The organism is Methylobacterium sp. UNCCL125, from assembly GCF_900116795.1.
Taxonomy (GTDB): Bacteria; Pseudomonadota; Alphaproteobacteria; order Rhizobiales; family Beijerinckiaceae; genus Methylobacterium; species Methylobacterium fujisawaense.
Map to the genome: position 1 here is coordinate 72,342 of NZ_FPBW01000016.1, position 16,537 is coordinate 88,878.

Below are 16,537 nucleotides of genomic sequence, written 5' to 3' on the forward strand. Positions count from 1 at the left end.
TTCAGCCGCCACGTCAGCACTCCGATGCTGCACGGTACGGGGTTTCGCGAGCGTCACGGTCGGACGTACTCGGCCGTTGAACGAGGCACCCGCGGACGATGTGCTTGCCAGCGACGGCGCGGACTCGTGCCGCGTCGGATGGTTCGACGACGAGATCGCCACCGGCGGTGAGCCGGTTCGCTCGAATTCCACGAGTGACTCGGTAGATGCGCCTCACCCGGCGAAATCCTCGTTCGTCGTGCCGGTGTTGTCTCGACATTCCACGTGGACACTTGTGCGCGGTGCGTCCTGTCGACCACCTGTGGGTTTCGCGCGAGGATGCGTGCGCCGTTTCGGCGACCGTCTGGTTGAGCTGCGCAATAGAGGCGGTCTGGTACCTCGTTGGGAGCGCGACATGTCTCATGAGGCCGGGTTTATCCACGAGGTCATACGATCCTCGCCGATGGCTTCCTGCGCGCACAGGTAACCGAGACGCGATGTGGCCTCGAAGTTCGACCATGCGCGAAGATCGACGCCGGCGAGACTGGGCTTCAGCACCACCGTGGCTCGACTCAATGCCATCGTGGTCTGGGCGTCGCTCGACACCGTGGCGGCGCGTAACAGCACCGGGGCTATGGATGGCATATCGTCCGGCGCGCGCAGCAGCCGCCGCATCAAGCGGCCGTGCCATGTCTGGGATCGCACGGCCTGGAAGGCCAAATCGCTGCCGACGTCCACCGCGAGCACTGGCCCTCGCTGCATGGCCGACATCACGTCGGCAGGGAGGTTGTTCATCATGCCGCCGTCAACGAGAACGCCTTCCGCGGAACAAAACGGCGGTAGGAGCCCCGGAATGGCGATGCTGGCGCGCAGCGCGTCGGCGAGAGATCCCTGGCGATGGATCAACGCGTCACCGGTCGTCAGATTCGACGAGACGCAGAAGAACGGTAGCCACAGATCCTCGATTTTGGCTCCGCCGAATTGGGCGGAGAGCCCGGCATCGACTCGTGCACCACGCGTCAGAGCGATGTAGGGCAGCGTGTAATCGCTGAGGGGATTTTGTCGGCCGAAGAAGTCCGCCGTGTGGGCGTCGATTTGCGCCGAGTTCCATCCCATGGCGACACTGGCGGCGATGATGGCGCCCATGCTCGTACCACCGACGAAGTCTACGGGCAGGGTAGCCTCCTCAAGTGCTCGCAAGACACCCAGGTGGGCAAGCCCCCGCGCTCCACCGCCGCCGAGCACGAGCCCACGACCGGTCCCGCTGATGAGCCGTGCGAGGCGGTGATAGTCGCTCGACGCGCCGTCGCGGATTTGAATGCGCAATGCCACGGGAAGGGTGGCGAGTGCAGGATGAAGCGGTCGCGGAAGGTGCGCCGCCGGATCCTGACGGATCGCCAGATCGATCCGAACCCAATCGGAGGCGATACGTGCGATATACTCCGCGGCGCCGGGCCGCGGCGGCACTTCAGGATCGGCGAAGAGCAACACGTGGTCGGCATGTCGCAGACAGAGCCGGCACCAGGGACAGTCTATCTCACGTGCGACATAGATCGTACGGTCGTGATCCGCTTCGAAGGCATGGAACCAAGTCTCGTCCGCACCTGACGGCCACTCCGTCAGACATCCGGTCGATCCAGGCAACACCGCGTCCAGGCTTCGGGCGAGTTCGTGACCGAAGGCGGCGACGGGCGGCCCTTCCGTGACGGCTATGAGGGCGTAGGTGCCCGGCATGGCATCGAGCGAACGATGGCTATTGGCCGTGCGAAGCCGCTCGGCGAGGAGGCGCGCGAAATAAATTAGCGTTCTGGGATGGAGGTCGATGACCTCCTCGAAAGCCGATCGCGACAGGCGGAGGAGATGTGTGTCGCGAAGAGCCGTCGCCTTCGCCGAGCGGGGCGCGGACGTCAAGAGTGCCATCTCGCCGAATGTCTCGGGAGGGCGCAAGCGTGCTATCCTGTGCACGCCCCCGCTCGATGGATCACGTGCGGAGATACCGACGGCGCCTGCGACCAAGGTGTAGAGCGAGTCGCCTTCCTCGCCCTCCTCGAAGAGCGTGGTCCCTCCGGCAACCGCGACAGAAGCCATGCGCTCCTGGATCGCGCGGATCGAGGCTGGATTGAGCCCTGCCAGAAAAGGGATTTCGTTCTTGATCACACCCGTGATGACCCGCCCAGCAATGGATTGGGCTCGGCGACCTGCACCCTATAATCGAGGCACCGCCAGGCCGTCACAGTTCAAAGCGGCCTCCGTATCGGAAGCCAATTCCGGAGGATGCCGCTCGCACGGCGTATCGGCACGCCCCCGATCGTCGAATGGCGCCGTCGTGAAACGCCGGAGGTCGGATCGACCCCGGACAAGCCGTTCACGAACGCCGCGCTCGACAATGGTTGGGCGAAACGATCGTGCCGGGCCAGCTATGGATCGTGGTTAGCACGCGGTACAATTCCCAGCGCTCATCAACACGATGCCGAATGATGATGGAGATCGTTCGGAAATTTTCTTTCGCCCTGAGCGCGACATCTCGGTACCGAGCCCCCTGAGGCTGACCCCGCTATGGAGATGTCGCCCATTCCAAGGCGCGCGCACGAAGCGGCCGGCGTCCCGCGCATGAACAACCTACACTCGAGCGGAGTTGGATGGATCGAGAAGAGATCCGGGCGTGTCGAGCGCGCCCGGGATGGAAAGGCGCACGCGGCGCCGGGGTGAACCGATCTCCTGGGCGGCGGCTGACGGCTCTTGAGATCAGGACCCCACCACAGTTCGCAATAAGCGAGATCTATCGTTTCTATAGCTTCTAACCGCCGGTCGTGGCGCACTATCGCGGTGCGGAAGACCGGTGACGCCGACGGATCGAAGTCCGATTGCGTGACTTCGAAATTTCGTCAGCGCGAGAGTTATCAGGGAGCCTTGATGACAGACAAGTCGCAGGATGGCTGCTGCCCCTATTCGGAGATCGTGCCCTTCCAGAATTTCGGTGAGGTCGTGAATCCCGAACGCTATCAATCTCTTCCGTCGGATTGGATCGTTGCCTTGGCCGACGTCGTCGGTTCGACGCAAGCCATTTCCGCCGGAAATTATAAGGCGGTCAACACAGCCGGGGCGGCCGTGATCGCTGCCGTCCGGAATGCCTTGCCGTCGGTTGCGCTCCCGTTCTCGTTCGGTGGAGACGGCGCCACTGTCGCGGTGTCCCGAACGAATGCCGAGATCGTCGGCGATGTCCTCGCTCGCACCGCAGCATGGGTCGAAGACTCGCTCGGCCTGACGATGCGGATCGCGCAAGTCCCCCTCGTGGCGATCCGTGAGGCGGGAGCCGATGTCCGCGTCGCGCGCTTTGCGGCTTCGAACAACGTGGCCTACGCCATGTTCGCCGGGGGAGGGCTGACGTGGGCGGAGGTGCAGGCCAAGGCCGGCATGTTCAACATGGCTCGTGCCGCGAAGGGGATGATGCCGAACCTCGACGGTCTCTACTGCGGGTTCGCGCCGGTGAAGGCGAAGCATGACGTCATTCTTTCGGTGATCGTCGTACCCGTGGAGGACAATCTATCGTTCGCGGGGGTCGTCAGCTATCTGCTCATGCTGCTCACCGGAACCGGTGACGGCGGGCGACCGCTGCCCGAAGCGGGACCGCTTCCCTCTTGGAGAGGAGGCGGCCTCGAAGACGCGCTAGCAGGCGTAGACGCCGATCGGGGTGCGATCGCGCGAGCCGCCGATGTCATTCGTGCAGTCACCACGCGATTGGTATTGACCGCCGGGATCCCGATTGGCGAGTTCCGCCCCAGGCGCTACCTGCAGCAAGTCGTGGAAAATACGGATTTCCGCAAATTCGATGACGGTTTGCGGATGACCGTAGACTGTACCTCCGCGACCGCCGACGCACTCGAGACCTGCCTTTCGATCGCTCGTGAGTCCGGAGCATGTCGTTTTGGAATTCATCGTCAAGGAAGCGCCAATCTGACCTGCTATGTTCCTTCACGCATTCGAAGCGACCATGTTCATTTCGTCGACGGCGCGACCGGCGGTTTCGCCGCCGCCGCGGCAAAACTCAAAGAACAGAGGCCCCATTGACCTTTGTCTCGAACCTGCTGGTTCGAGGCGGCATCGTCCGTCGAGGGTGTTCGGATCGCCCGAGCGGCCTTCGAGAGGCGAAATTTCGCCCCGAACACAGGGTTTCTTCGTCGTCGCGGAGGGGACGTATCGACCGAGGCTGTGATGCGAGCCTCGTCCCGTGCGTCGTCGACACGAGCATCGGTCGCCGATCGGGAGCCGCGAGCCGACGATTGATTTCGACAAGCATTGCGGCGAACCAGATTGAAGGCCGCCGCGGTGAAGGCGAAATCCCATCCGATTTTATCGCGTCCCCTGGAGCGGATCTTACCTTGGCCGCCGAGGGTCTTGATGGCTCCGGACTACGCTCGGGTCACAGGGCCTGCCGGGGCAGAGAGCGCGGCTGCGGGAAGCCTGGGGCGACTTTCTCGATCTGCGGCTGGTCATTGGCGTCTGCGATCGGCGGAAAGGTGCCTCCGGCCGCGATTGTCGCGGCGTAGGCCGGCAGCCATCGCGCCTCGTCGAACGACACCGCCGCGACGCTGCGCCCGGCCTGCCCGTAGACAGCGAGGAACCGCCGGGATTTGCGCGAGCCCTGCACCACCGCAATCGCGTCGGCTCCCTCGGTCAGGCCAATGCCCTTGATGTTGATCCCGAACTGGCTCGACCAGAAGGCCGGCAGATGGTCGTAGGGCTGCTGGTCTTCAGAGCTAGCCAGCATGTTGCGGGCGGCATGGGCCGCCTGCTCGACGGCATTGCCCCAGTGCTCCACCGAGATCAGGCGACCACCATAGAGCCGGATCGGCCAGCGCGCCACGTCGCCCGCAGCGTAGATGTCTGGGCAGGGCATCCCATCGATGTCGCGGGCTCGGCAGGCCTCGTCGCAGGTGAGGCCTGCCGGATCCGCCATCAGGCCAGCGCCGCGGAGCCACCCAGTTGCCCGGGTCGCACCGAGGGCCGCGATGACGAGATCGGCCTCAATCGTACTGCCGTCAGCGAGCCGGGCGCGGACCACGCGTCCAGCGTCATCGCCCTCGAAGGCTCGAACCTGCGTACCGGGGCGGAACTCGGCGCCGGCGTCGTGCATACAATCGGCGATCACGCCACCGACCAACGAGCCGAGGGAGCGGGCCAGCGGCGTCGGATTGGGATCGACCACGGTCACGGGAATGCCGAGATCGCGAAGGCAGGACGCCGTCTCGCAACCGATCAGACCGCCGCCGACGATGAGCACGCGGCGCGAGCCAGCCGTGAGGTCCGCCCGCAAGGCCGCCGCGTCGTCGCGGCCGCGCAAGGTGTGGATACCGGCGAGACTGCCGCCGGTCTCGGTCGGCCAACCTCGGGCCTCAGCCCCGGTGGCGACCAGAAGTTTTTCGTAGCCCAGCACCGAACCGTCCGCGAGCTGAATCGTGCGGTTCGCGCGATCAAGGGCCACTGCCGGGCTCCCGAGCCGCCAACGGGCGCACAACGGGGTGTGCGAGGTCGAGAGTACCGGAAGGCGTGTAGCGCCCGCCTCCAACTCTCCGGCAAGCACGTGTTTCGACAAGGGCGGCCGGTCGTACGGCCGGTGGGGCTCGGCGCCGACGAGGGTGAGCGGCCCGTCATAGCCGCCGCGGCGCAATGCCTCCGCCCCGCGCAGGCCCGCGAGCGATGCCCCAACCACGACGATGCCGGCGGATTCCGAGTTCATGGCGTGTCCCCGTCGTCCGCGCCGGCCTGGAGGCTGATGGCGCGGACCGGGCAGGCCTGCACGGCCCGCTCGATCTCGCCGCGTCGCGCGGCCGGCGGTGCGGGATCGTAGAACAAGATCTCGCGCCCGCGCAGAAAGAATGCGTCGGGGGCCGCGTAGCAGCACTGGGCGTAGCCCTGGCAGCGGTTGAGATCGACGACGACGCGTAGCGCCGCCCGCTCGGACGAGGTTGCGTCAATCACTCCGATGGCCCTTCCATTGCCGCAAACCACTTCAAGCCGACTGCGACTAGACTGTAACAGGCCTGCCGCCTCGCACCGTTCCGGAACACGCGAGCTCGTCGATAGCCGATAGGAACCCGGTCACCGCGTCCCGCGCCGCGAAGGACTGCGCCATGGCGTTCGCGCGCTCGCGAAAGTGAGGTTCGGCAAGCACTTTCGTGATCGCCTCGCGCAGGTCCTCGACTCGTGGCGCATTTGTCGCGAGATTGATACCGACACCTGACCAGCCGATCCTCGCGTTCACTTCGGCCTTATCTTCGGTCGTGCCGGCCGAGACGATCGGTACGGCCGCAGCCAGGGCCTGCGAGACACTGCCATAGCCGCCGTTGGTGACGAGCAGGCTTACCTTCGGCAGAAGTCGGTCGAAAGGCAGAAATTGCGCCACGCGCGCATTGGCCGGCAGCGACCCGCGCAGGGCTTCCACCGGGCGACCGCCGGTCGTCGCGACGACGAGGAGATCATCCCTGTCGGCGAGGGCGGCGAGGGCGGGCTCGACCAACTCGCCGAAATCGGTGTTGGCCAGCGTGCCCTGCGTGACGAGGACGATCGGCTTGCCACCCTCGAGCTCATGCCACCAGTCCGGCAGGGCCACCTCCGCGTGCGGAGGTGGCAGGAGACCGATGAAGCGCAGACCCGGGGGCAGCGAACCATAATCGTACTCGAAGCCCGGAACAGTGGGCTGGAGGAACAGGTCCGGCAGCACGACGATGGAATGCGGAAGCGAGGCCGGCAGGGGCGGCAAACCCATTCGCGCGAGGTGGCTGTCCGCATAGGCGCGCACGGGGTTGACGAACTCGGCATCCATGGCCGACTTCATCGCAGCATAGCGGGTTCGCTCGGCGGCGTCCTTGGCCGGCGGAAGGCCGAGACCTACCGGCGCGTGATCGGGCCGGTCGAGGAACAGGAAACTGACGTTCGCGGTGACAATCGGCGGCCGCGCACCGTCGGCGAGGAGTAGAGGTAGGACGCCGAGGAACATGCTCCCTGCCACGATCACGTCCGGTGCCTCGACCTCGATTAGCGACCGCAGAATCTCGGCTTGCGCCGGCATCGGGTCGATGAAGCGCCGTTCGAATTCGTGCCGGTAGCGCGTGGGACCGGCGGGAAGATCGGTCTCGCGGTACTCCGCGGAGTGGCAGTCCTCGTACGGCACAAATCGCAAGTCGGCCTTCTCGACGCGCGCTCGGAACTCCTCGGCTGTCGTTACCAGTACCGCATCGCCGCGCGCGGTGAGCAGGCGGCCAAAGGCTAGCAGCGGATTGACGTGCCCTGTTAGAGGCGTGGCCGCGATCAGGACCTTCATATCAATCTCCAGAGCGCTGGTTGCGACACGCCGTCTCCCGCTCATCCTCAGTCATGTCATCGCTTAGTTTTAAAGCAGTGCCAGCCCACAAGCACCGTTTTTGTAGACCTAAAAATCGGCGGCGCAACATCGTAAGATCTCTACGAATTTTGCGCTGCTGTTCAATCAATCACCGCACAGTCTGGAACTATAGCTCGCAACGTGCGACGCTAGACGTGGAGGCTTTCCGAAAGGCAGCCCTTCACGACCTGCAAGAGAGAGCCAGGGGCTGAGCGCAGCGCAATACTGCAACGTCGCGCATGTGTCGGGAATCAAATTCATAACCAGCGTGCATTGTGCGGGCAGTCCCGGCGCGCGTCGGGCAGCGACAGCCAACGGCGACGTCCGGCGTTTGACCGCACGATGCTGTTCGGCTGTCGCCAAGTATTTTTGTCGGATCGATTCGTCGACCGATACATCGGCTGCCGCTGAAAATCTCAGCATTGCCGTGCCTCGAAACGGGATGTCCAATCGCCGTCAAAGGTAAAACTCTCGCGACCGCCGAAATTTTATGTCGAAAGCAGAGCCGACGAGACAAGTAAGTCGAGGCGTCCGACCGCGCGGAAAGCCCGGGGATGCGCTCTCTCCGAGGCTTTTAGGGCTGCATAGATGACCTACTTCCTGAACTCTTTTGGGACCGTGAAGAGGTGGATCATGGGTCTGCGGTACAAGCGCTGTGGGAGCGAAGAGCAGGTCAAGAATGGGCTGATGCGCTCCAAGCAGCGGTATCGGTGCAAGGCCTGTGGGCTGAACTTCACCGATACGCCCGCTCGCGGCAAGCCGCTCGCCATGAAGGCCACTGCCGTTCTGTTGTACATCAGTGGCTTGTCGATGAACCGCACCGCCAAGTTGCTGGGTGTCTCGACACCCACGATCCAGGCCTGGCTGGAGCAGTTTGCCGCCGCCTACGCGCAGAAGCCCGAGCCAGAAGGCCGGGCGGTGGTGATCGAGCTTGATGAGATGTGGCACTTCTTCAAAAAAAATCCGCCCCGCTCTGGATCTGGAAGGCTTGGGATCGTGCTTCAGGGCAGTTGGTGGACTGGGAATGCGGCGGTCGTGACAAGGCTACTTGCGAGCGCCTGATCCAGCGACTGCAGCGCTGGCGCACCCGGCTCTACTGCACGGACGATTACGCCGTCTATGACGTGCTCCTGCTAGTCGGGCAGCGCTATGCCGGCAAGGACGAAACTCACGGCATCGAGCGGGACAACGCGCGTCAGCGGCACTGGCTCGCCCGCTTCCGACGTCGCTCCATCGTGGTCTCGAAAACCAAGCGCATGGTGGATGTCAGTCTCGCGCTGTTCGCCCGCTTCGCCGGGAACAGCAGGATCAGCGACCTCCTATCTATGCTGGCCTAACACCCTCCGTTTCGCGTCCGCTCGGAGCACGGAAGCATCCTCATTGTGGTCTTGGGTATGGCAGCACATTCTTCTGCGCATTTGTGGAGCGCACCTACAGACGTATCGGCCGCGCCAAGATTCCCGCAGCCGGGCGCGGCAGTCTTCCGCGGTCGTGTCGTCCGATACTCGCGTCATCAGCAGCATGTAACTCACAGCCCTGTCCCGCGAAGTCTCCGGCGACGAGGGCGAAGCGACCGGCGATGCGGACCGGCGAGCCTTTCGCGCGATCCGAACCGCACCTCGCGTCATATTCGACCGTATATATCGAACGACCGGGACGACGTCCGACGAAGCCAGGGGAATGACGATGGTGACAAGACGCTTGGTGGTCGCGGGTGGCCTCTGCGGCGGAGCTGCGGCGCTGGCGGCTGCCTTCGGATCCAGCGAGTCTGGTTCGGCCGGGAGCTTCGAGGTGGCCCACGACGACCCAGAGTGGCGCCAGCGTTTGAGCAAAGACCAATACCGCGTCTTGCGTCGCAGCGGCACGGAGCTTCCCTACACCAGCTCGCTGCTCGACGAGCATCGGCGGGGCGTGTTCACGTGCGCGGGCTGCGATCTGGCCGCGTTCTCCTCAGACACCAAGTTCGACAGCGGTACCGGATGGCCGAGCTTCTGGGCAGCCTTGGACGGGGCGGTGGTCGAGGATAGCGACCGCTCCTTCGGCGTGCTGCGTACCGCCGTCGCGTGCCGTCGCTGCGGCGGCCATCTCGGCCACGTCTTCGCTGACGGCCCGAAGCCGACAGGGCTGCGGTACTGCATGAACGGCGTGGCGCTTGGCTTCACGCCCATGGCCGCTTGAGGTCGCGCCAAGCTCCTGTTCCTCCTGGCCTATTTCGGCGGCGTTGTCACGATCGTCAGCCCCTGCATCCTCCCAGTTCTCCCGTTCGTGTTCGCGCGGGCGGACCGTCCGTTCGTTCGGAGCGGCCTGCTGCTACTCATCGGGATAACGCTCACCTTCGCGGTCGTGGCGAGTTTGGCCTCGGTTGCGGGCGGCTGGGCGGTGGCGGCCAACGACTATGGTCGCGTCGCCGCGCTTGCTTCGGTCGTCGGTCGGCCTCAATGGCCCGATTTGACCTCACCGGTCGGCAACATCCTTGGTCCAGAACTAACACAACCCCACCCCACACTCGCCGAGCGCTGGCGAGGATCGGCTGCGCCAGCTTGCCGACCGGTCCCTCGGTTCTGGATGCTTGATCGTCGTTCCGAGGAGCTCCGACGGTTGCACTCGGTTTTGCCGCGCAAGTTATTGAATGCATTCCGTTCGGGTGCGTGACCACACGTGCAGGTTCGAGGCATCAGAAGGGCCCGCACTCAGGACTGAAGTTGCCGAGGGTGAACGCTGATGCAGCGCAAGTGTCTCTCGGCCACCATCGTTTCTTCCCTTGCGGCGGCAGGCTTCGGTGCCCTTCCAGCCCAAGCCCAGAACGTCGCCGAGATGGCGGCCCGGATTGACGCGATGCAGCGCCAGATGCAGGCCATGCAGCAGGAACTCTCTGCCCTGCGCCAGCAGGCGGGCACGCAACGGGCGGCGCTCGCCGGCGAGGCGAGGGAGCGCCGGGTGCTGTCGCGCGAGCAGGCCCGCCTCGCCGCCAAGACCGAGCACCAGCAGCGCGTCGCGCAGGTCGGCGGTCCTGGTGGGGCCCGGCCGGGGCTAAGCGCGCGCACGCCGGTGATCCTCGCCAACGACCTCGTCTGCAACGCCGGCAGCTACGCGCTCGGGCCGGCGGTGTGCTTCACTCCCGGGGGCTTCGTCGAGCTGGCGGGCATCTTCCGCAATCCCAACGTCGTCTCGGATGTCGGCACGGACTTCAACGGCATCCCGTTCCGCAACGATCCCCGCTCGCGCGAGAACGAGTTCCGCTTCTCTGCCCGGCAGAGCCGCCTGAGCGGGCTGTTCACCGCGAAGGTCGAGCCGACCCTCCAGATCTCGGGCTATTACGAGATCGATTTCCTCGGGGCGGCCACCAACGCCAACTCGCGCGAGAGCAACAGCTACAACCCGCGCATCCGGCAGATCTTCGCCACGGTCGATTCCCTCGATACCGGCTGGCACGTGCTCGCCGGCCAGGCCTGGAGCCTGATCACCACCGACCTGTCCGGCATCACGCCGCTCAAGGAGCAGATCCCACTCACCATCGACGTGCAGTACGTCCCGGGCTTCAACTGGACTCGCAACCCGCAGCTGCGCGTGGTCAAGGATCTGGCGCCCGGCCTGTGGGCCGGCCTGTCGGCTGAGTCACCCCAGAGCGTGCTGCCGCCGAGCCCGTTCGCCGCCCCGAGCAACATCAACGTCAGCAACGCCGGCGACCCGATCGGGCAGCTGAACACCACGACCACCTACTCGAACAACAGCGTTCCCGACATCGTCGGCAAGCTCGCGATCGAGCCGGGCTTCGGGCATTTCGAACTCAAGGGGCTGGTGCGGTTCTTCGACGACCGGCTGAGCGCCACCAACCTGAACGCCGCGACCCGCCTCCCCGGCCGCTCCGACACCGCCCTGGGTTACGGCATCGGCGGCGCCGCGACCTTGCCGGTGATCGACAAGCGCCTCGACCTCCAGGTCAGCGGCCTCGTCGGCCAGGGCATCGGCCGCTACGGCTCGGCGCAGTTGCCGGACTTCGCCCTGAAGGCCGACGGGTCGGTCGCGCCGATCCCGGCCTTCCAGCTGCTCGCCGGCGCGGTGGCCCATGTCCAGCCCGGCACCGACGTGTTCGTCTATGCCGGCTGGGAGCATGCCTCCCGGGCCGGCGCCCTCAACGCCACGGGCTACGGCTCGCCGACCCTGGTGGTCACCAGCTGCGACGTCGAGGGCGCGGCGAGCGGGACCTGCCAGGCGGAGACCCGCGACATCCGCCAGATCACCGGAGGCTTCTGGCACGACCTCTACAAGGGCGGCTACGGGCGCCTCGTGGCGGGCGCGCAGGTCTCCTACACCGAGCGCGACGCGTTCCGGGGCGTCGCCGGGGTCGCTCCCTCCAACCACCTCGTCACCGGCCTGACCTCGCTGCGCTACTACCCGTTCTGACGGCCGGACAACGCGACGTCGCAGTTTTTAAAGATTTTGGGAGAGCTTAAATGAATGCTCGCGAGATGAGCCGAACAGTCCTTACGGCATTGTCGATAAGTTCGGCCCTATCGATGGCCGCTCCGTTGCCGGTCCATGCCGAGGTCGTCGCGACAAAGCGAGTAGTCGGATACCTCTACACGACCACCAATGGCGAGGGAGTCAACGAGGTTGTCCGTTTGGCCCGCTACGAGGACGGCACGGTCGGCGACGAGAAGACCTATCCCACTTACGTCCGGGGAGGCGCCAATCCTACCGCGCCCGCGCAAGGTGATTATGATGCACAAGGGCAGACTCAGATCGTTGGAAATTTCCTGCTGACCGCCAATGTTGGCGCTCACTCGATTTCCGTTTTCAAGATTGACCGGTCAAGTGGGGATCTGACGCTGGTTGGCAGCGTCAATTCCTATGGTCAGAAGCCGGTTTCGATCAGCGCGACACCTGTCGTGGGACAGCCGGATCAGTTTTGGGTTGCTGTCGGCAATCAGTGGGGGCAGCCGACTGTCATCTACTCCGGCGAGAAGCTCCAACGGTTACCCAGTGACAAATTTCTTCATGAGGATCTCACCAAACCGCATCCATCCGACTTGGATCGCACGATCGAACTCTACCGGCTCGACAATCTCGCCGGCACGCTGACCCATGTTCGTACACTCGACCATTACCCTCGGGAGAATGGAGGAGCCGCGCAGATATCTTTCAGTCCCGATGGCAAGAAACTCGCCGTTAGCACTTGGGGTATTCCACATTTCTTGACAGATGATCCAAAGCTTGAGGAAATTCATCCGAGCAGAGTTTATGTCTACGATTTCGCCGGAGGAGAAATCGGCCGGCGCCGTTATTTCGAAGAAAAGGGAATTGCCGGATCCGTGGGCTTCGAATGGGGGCCCCGCGCCGAGACGTTGTATGTCACGAATTTCGCGATCACGAACGCCAAGGGCGACAACGGACTGACGGTGCTCAAGGATGAGCCGGGACAAGTGGCAAAGATCGCCAACTACCCCACCGGACAGACCGATCCAAAGGACATCGACGAAGCCTGCTGGAGCGCCCTGAGTCCGAAGAGGGACATGCTGTACGTCGTCAGCTACGTGACCAACGTGATCACGCCGTTCAAACTCGACCCGTCAAGCGGTAAGGTTTTGGAGCGGATGCCTCTGATCACGCGCGGCACCGGATATGCGCCGTCGGGCGACTCCAAGGACGTGACGATATCGTCCGACGGCAGGCACATGTATTGGCTTGGAGCGTTCGAATCGTATTCGATCAACTTGTACGATGTCGCGGCCGATGGTTCGGCAACTTACAAAGGACAATACACCTTACAGGCGACCAAGTCGGCCGTCGGTCGGCCCGGAGTCTACGATCTGGGGGGAATCGCTCAGTACGATCTGAATTAGCGAATGCCTGGATTGGCTATTGCTCGACCGGGCGGTTCGACAGAACCCGCCCAGATCGGAGACGTCTCTCCAGCGCCGAGCTAGAGATGGCTTGCTCACTCACTTCCGTCGCGCGGGGTGCCGGACTGATCCCGCACGTGGGCCTTGAGGAACCACAGGTGCGCGTCGACCGCCCGGGAGATCTCGGTGAACAGGTCGGCCGTGTGGCGTCGTCCGCTTGGTCGGGCTCGTCAATCTTCTCGCGCACCGCGTTGGCGTAGCCGGCGTAGCTGTCGATCAGCGCGACAATGTGGTCGGCGACGGCATGGATGCTGGTGGGGTAGGAGGGTTTAGCTTCGTGCGCTCGGCCATCGCCTGGGTCGAGCCGAAGGCCGTGGCGCCGAGTTGCAATGCGCGCTCGGCGACCTTGTCGTTGAACTCGTTGAACTCGATGCGGAACCCGTCGAGCATCTCGTGGACGCCGATGAATTGCGAGCCTTTGGGGTTCCAGTGCGCCTGCTTGATCGCCAGAACGAGGTCGATCCCGCCCGCCAGCCGAACCTTCCGGGCGTTGATCGAGACGCTTCGAGCATTCGCGTTCGTGTCGTCACGAGCTCGATGATAACCCAGCGCACCCGACCAAATCGCTCGCGAATTTAGCTTCTTGAGATTTTTATTCATGTTTCGGATTGAACCGATTTATCTTGATTTTCTTGCCGGTGTCGCGAGGAAAGCAAGAAGTTTAAAAGATCATGCAGCTCCTCTTCTAGTGGTGGAAATCTGACGGTTAGTACCGTCCGCTCACGACCCTTGCCGGTCGTCCGGACAGCCTTGGGTCCTTCCCGATAGCGGCGATTTTTGATGAAGACGTAGGATCTTCATCGTCTAACATGAGCACCCTCGAACCCTTGACCGGTAACGACACGGAACTGCACGTGGAAGCACCAATGCCCCTGAACGGTCTCGAACTCTCCAAGCAGCTCATCCGGTTCCGATCGATCAATCCTCCGGGCGAGGAGAAGGAATGCTCCGAATTTATTGCTCGCCTGCTGACCGAACACGGGTTCGACGTCGCCAGCTACGAATTTTCCAAGGATCGACCCACGCTGGTCGCGCGCATCCCTGGAAGGGCCGGTGGCAAGCCGCTCTGCTTCACTGGGCACATCGACGTCGTGCCACTTGGGTCGAACGAGTGGCAATTCCCCCCCTTCGAAGGGGTCGTGCAGGATGGCCGGCTGTACGGCCGCGGTGCCAGCGACATGAAGGCCGGCGTAGCCGCGTTCATCGCGGCTGCGTGCAACCTGATCGAGGACGGGCTCAGCTTCCACCGTGGTGTCACGCTCGTGATCACCGCCGGAGAGGAGACGGGATGTGAAGGCGCATTCCATGTCGGCCGCGAGAAAGCCCTCGGGCCGGCCGAACTCCTGATCGTGGCCGAGCCGACGTCTAATGCCCCCATATTCGCCCACAAGGGCTCTCTCCGCGTCGTCGTAACCGCGCGCGGGAGGACGGCGCATTCTTCAATGCCGCACGAGGGCGAAAACGCCATCCGCAAGGTGGCGGAGTGGATCCGGAGGCTCGAAAGCCACGACTTCGGCGCCCGTCACCCACTGCTCGGCAGCGCCACAGCCTGCGTCACCACCATCCGCGGCGGAGAAAACATCAATTCCGTACCGGACTTAGCCAAGTTCGCCGTGGATATCCGAACCCTGCCTGAGCAGAACCACGAGTCTCTAATCACCGAGCTCGGCAGCCTATTCGGACCGGAGGCTGGGATCCAGGTCGTCACGAGCTTCCCGGGGTTCGCCACCGAGCCGGACGATCCGTCCGCCGCCCCGCTCCTGTCGCTGCTGCGAGAGCGGACCGGGGCGCCGGCGAAACCGGCCGGGGCACCCTACTACACCGATGCGTCGGCCCTAGTGCCGGCCTTCGACGGAGTCGCCACGGTGATCATCGGCCCCGGCGAGGCGGCGCAGTGTCATAAGACGGACGAGTACTGCTTCGTCAACCGGATCGAGGAGGCGCAGGCTATCTACACGGACTTGATGCTCCGCATCTGCTGCGACCGCGCGGGATGAGGCGCATTGGCCGACGCCGCTGCCGCTCTCCGGTGGGCCTGGAGACAGCGCCTGCGCGGTTGCCTTCCACCGCGCCCAAGGGCAAGCCCAGGTCCGCTTCGGAAATACCGCTGTAAGCCGCCGAATAACCAGGCTGGGCGCAACTCCATCGATCTGCCTGGCCTAGGTGAACGTCTGGTATTGTGGCTCCGAAATCCGAAAGCGGCCCGGCTGAAATCCACCTTTCTCGGACGTTCAGGGATGGGTACCAAACGTCAGATTTTGACCACTAGGCATTGTTCGAAACGAAAATATCGAAGCGCGACACTGGCGATGAATGCGAGCTGCTAACGTGAGAATTTCAAGCGCGCCTGAGGTACTGAGGCTCGGTACCGGATCGTCTTGCGATCAATTCAGGTATCGTAGGACGAGGAGCATGTGCGCGTCCGTCCTGCTCTTCCGAAACTCCGCGGCTATCGCCGAACGCGAACGCCAGCTGGAGTGAAGCATTTCTCGTGTCGGGCGGCCATGCTCCGCAGATTATCCGGTTGGCGTAAAACGCGCGATTAGGTCGTAGAGAGGCCCGGGGTGGATCATCCGAACCGAGGTGATCGGCTCGCCATTGCGCCAAGTCCGACGTTCCAGGATGAGACAGGCTTCCTCGATCCGGATCTGGAGGTCCGTCCGCGATCGCTCGTCGGCGTTGCTCGCGCAGATGCGATGCTCCGCTTCGGTCCAGGGCACATGGCCAACGAGCCAAGCGTTCGGTGGAGTGATCGAGAAATCCTGGTGTAGGGCATCCGGAACCGCCCGCAGGCTGATCAGTCGGTCCTCGACGGCGAAGGGGCGTTCCTGTGCGAGGTGCAAGCAGCGCAGGGCGAGGACGGGTGCCCGAGAGGGAACGCCGAGGCGCCGCGTGTCCGAGCCTGCGGCGGCGCGCTGACTCTGGTCGAGCAGCCGATATCCGTAACGCTCGCCCCGGCCCTCGACCTCCGCCTTCAGGTCGGGGATCTGCAGCACTGCCGACTGGATGCGAGGGCGCGACACGAAGGTGCCGGCCCTGCGCCGCCGCTCTACCAGGCCGGCGCTGGCGAGCGCGGAAATGACCTTGTTCACGGTCATGCGCGAGCAGGAATAGAGCGCCATGAGCTCGTGCTCGAACGGAACCCGGTGCCCCGGGGGCCAGTCGCCCGAGAGGATCCGGCTCTCGATGTCGCCGCGGATGCGCTGGTAGAGTGCGATCGGGCTTCCGTCCGTCCCCGGCTTTAGTGGCGCGGTCATCGGAAATCCTTGAAACC

General features: G+C 64.1%; 11 protein-coding genes and 2 pseudogenes. 7 read left to right on the plus strand and 6 right to left on the minus strand.

From position 1 onward, the window contains the following. Positions 1–399: 399 nt before the first annotated feature. Entirely contained in the window at positions 400–2,136 is a 1,737-nt protein-coding gene (locus BM396_RS17420; RefSeq protein ID WP_244538898.1) for a patatin-like phospholipase family protein, read from the minus strand. A gap of 756 nt (positions 2,137–2,892) precedes the next feature. On the opposite strand from BM396_RS17420, the gene BM396_RS17425 reads away from it, so the two are divergent. After that, a complete protein-coding gene (locus BM396_RS17425) occupies positions 2,893–4,047 on the plus strand; it encodes a DUF3095 family protein (RefSeq protein ID WP_043381400.1) in 1,155 nt (384 codons plus the stop codon). A 352-nt stretch (positions 4,048–4,399) separates the two neighbouring features. Here BM396_RS17425 and BM396_RS17430 read toward each other — a convergent pair whose 3' ends face one another. The 3 genes from BM396_RS17430 to BM396_RS17440 are packed head-to-tail and all read right to left on the minus strand — an operon-like array spanning position 4,400 to position 7,300. Beyond that, the gene (locus BM396_RS17430) at positions 4,400–5,716 is read right to left on the minus strand and encodes an NAD(P)/FAD-dependent oxidoreductase (protein ID WP_043381397.1); all 1,317 of its coding nucleotides are present in this window, start codon (positions 5,714–5,716) and stop codon (positions 4,400–4,402) included. Then, positions 5,713–5,958 carry a ferredoxin gene (locus BM396_RS17435; RefSeq protein ID WP_244538899.1) on the minus strand — a complete coding sequence of 82 codons (246 nt, stop codon included), beginning with the start codon at positions 5,956–5,958 and terminating at the stop codon, positions 5,713–5,715. The genes BM396_RS17430 and BM396_RS17435 overlap by 4 nt, the downstream gene beginning before the upstream one ends. A 46-nt stretch (positions 5,959–6,004) precedes the next feature. Next, positions 6,005–7,300: a glycosyltransferase gene (locus tag BM396_RS17440; RefSeq protein WP_043381395.1), complete on the minus strand. Its 1,296-nt coding sequence runs from the start codon at positions 7,298–7,300 to the stop codon at positions 6,005–6,007. Positions 7,301–7,993: 693 nt separating this feature from the next. On the opposite strand from BM396_RS17440, the gene BM396_RS17445 reads away from it, so the two are divergent. The 5 genes and pseudogenes from BM396_RS17445 (at position 7,994) to BM396_RS17465 (ending at position 13,203) form a co-directional block, all read left to right on the plus strand. Continuing rightward, positions 7,994–8,697, plus strand: a protein-coding gene (locus tag BM396_RS17445) for an IS1 family transposase (protein WP_199807245.1) whose coding sequence is annotated in 2 segments (ribosomal slippage) — positions 7,994–8,312 and positions 8,312–8,697 — 705 coding nt in all. Because the reading frame shifts where the segments join, the coding sequence is not laid out codon by codon here. Positions 8,698–9,046: 349 nt separating this feature from the next. Beyond that, positions 9,047–9,538 carry a peptide-methionine (R)-S-oxide reductase MsrB gene (gene msrB / locus BM396_RS17450; protein ID WP_043381538.1) on the plus strand — a complete coding sequence of 164 codons (492 nt, stop codon included), beginning with the start codon at positions 9,047–9,049 and terminating at the stop codon, positions 9,536–9,538. A 15-nt stretch (positions 9,539–9,553) separates the two neighbouring features. Continuing rightward, positions 9,554–9,775, plus strand: a pseudogene (locus tag BM396_RS33375) (cytochrome c biogenesis protein DipZ); the annotation flags it as partial. Between the two features lie 306 nt (positions 9,776–10,081). Continuing rightward, the gene (locus tag BM396_RS17460; RefSeq protein ID WP_043381392.1) at positions 10,082–11,764 is read left to right on the plus strand and encodes a hypothetical protein; all 1,683 of its coding nucleotides are present in this window, start codon (positions 10,082–10,084) and stop codon (positions 11,762–11,764) included. Between the two features lie 50 nt (positions 11,765–11,814). Beyond that, a complete protein-coding gene (locus tag BM396_RS17465; RefSeq protein ID WP_081948620.1) occupies positions 11,815–13,203 on the plus strand; it encodes a lactonase family protein in 1,389 nt (462 codons plus the stop codon). Positions 13,204–13,298: 95 nt separating this feature from the next. Here the strand turns inward: BM396_RS17465 and dps are convergent. Next, positions 13,299–13,863 (minus strand): annotated as a pseudogene (dps, locus tag BM396_RS17470) (DNA starvation/stationary phase protection protein Dps). Positions 13,864–14,072: 209 nt separating this feature from the next. Here dps and BM396_RS17475 point away from each other — a divergent pair. Then, the gene (locus BM396_RS17475; protein ID WP_051976013.1) at positions 14,073–15,260 is read left to right on the plus strand and encodes a M20 family metallopeptidase; all 1,188 of its coding nucleotides are present in this window, start codon (positions 14,073–14,075) and stop codon (positions 15,258–15,260) included. A gap of 519 nt (positions 15,261–15,779) precedes the next feature. On the opposite strand, the gene hutC is transcribed toward BM396_RS17475, so the two are convergent. Then, positions 15,780–16,520, minus strand: a complete 741-nt coding sequence (gene hutC / locus BM396_RS17480) for a histidine utilization repressor (protein ID WP_051976012.1) — start codon at positions 16,518–16,520, stop codon at positions 15,780–15,782. Positions 16,521–16,537: the final 17 nt, after the last annotated feature.